Source organism: Cupriavidus mimosae (assembly GCF_023952485.1).
In the GTDB taxonomy this organism is placed as follows: domain Bacteria; phylum Pseudomonadota; class Gammaproteobacteria; order Burkholderiales; family Burkholderiaceae; genus Cupriavidus; species Cupriavidus taiwanensis_C.
In genome coordinates this window covers 1-1,285 of record NZ_JALHRY010000083.1, presented here as the reverse complement: position 1 = coordinate 1,285, position 1,285 = coordinate 1, and the positions used below count along the sequence as shown (strand labels likewise).

Below are 1,285 nucleotides of genomic sequence, written 5' to 3'. Positions count from 1 at the left end.
CCGGTGTCGAGGTCGGCGGTGCGGAACGCCTCCGACTTCACCAGCCGCTGCAGGAAGGCCACGTTGGTCGACAGCCCCACCACGTGGTACGCCGCCAGCGCCTGGCGCATGCGCGCCAGCGCCTCGTCGCGGTCCTTGCCCCAGACGATCAGCTTGGCGATCATCGGGTCGTAGAACGGGCTGATGGTATCGCCCTCGCGCACGCCGGCGTCGATGCGCACGCCGGCCGGGCCGTGGGCATCCTCGCCGCGCATGAACTGCACCGCCGGCGGCGTGCGCAGGAAGCGCAGCGTGCCGGTGGACGGCAGGAACTGCTTGTCGGGGTTCTCGGCGTAGATCCGGGCCTCCAGCGCATGGCCGTCGATGCGCAGCTGGTCCTGCGTCAGCGGCAACGGCTCGCCGGCGGCAACGCGCAGCTGCCATTCGACCAGGTCCTGACCGGTGATCATCTCGGTCACCGGGTGCTCGACCTGCAGGCGCGTGTTCATCTCCATGAAGTAGAACGAACCATCCTGGTTGGCGATGAACTCGACGGTGCCGGCGCCCACGTACCCGACGGCCTTTGCCGCGGCCACCGCCGCCTCGCCCATGGCGCGGCGGCGCTCCTCGGTCATGCCCGGCGCCGGCGCTTCCTCCAGCACCTTCTGGTGGCGGCGCTGCACCGAGCAGTCGCGCTCGAACAGGTAGACGCAGTTGCCATGGGTGTCGGCGAACACCTGGATCTCGATATGGCGCGGGCGGGTCAGGTACTTCTCCACCAGCACCTTGTCGTCACCGAAGCTGGCGCTGGCCTCGCGCTTGACCGACGCCAGCGCGGCCTCGAAACCGTCGCCCGACTCGACCACGCGCATGCCCTTGCCGCCGCCGCCCGCGCTGGCCTTGAGCAGCACCGGGTAGCCGATGCGGTCGGCCTCGCGCCGCAGCAGCGCCGGGTCCTGGTCCTCGCCGTGGTAGCCCGGCACCAGCGGCACCGCCGCCTTTTCCATCAGCTGCTTGGCCGCGCTCTTGCTGCCCATCGCATGGATGGCGGACGCCGGCGGGCCGATGAAGACCAGCCCGGCCGCGGCGCAGGCCTCGGCGAAGGCTTCGTTCTCGGACAGGAAGCCGTAGCCCGGGTGGATCGCCTGGGCGCCGGTCTCCCTGGCCATCTCGATGATGTGGTCGGCGCGCAGGTAGCTGTCGCGCGCGGCGGCGCCGCCGATATGCACGGCCTCGTCGCAGAAGGCCACGTGGCGCGCCTCGGCATCGGCATCGGAATACACCGCGACGGTGCGGATGCCCAGCC

Annotated in this window: 1 protein-coding gene; it reads right to left on the bottom strand. The window is 70.9% G+C overall.

Annotated features, from left to right (window positions below):
• A partial coding sequence (locus tag MKD50_RS30375) for an acetyl-CoA carboxylase biotin carboxylase subunit (protein ID WP_252669761.1) occupies positions 1-1,285 on the bottom strand: 1,285 nt, incomplete at both ends.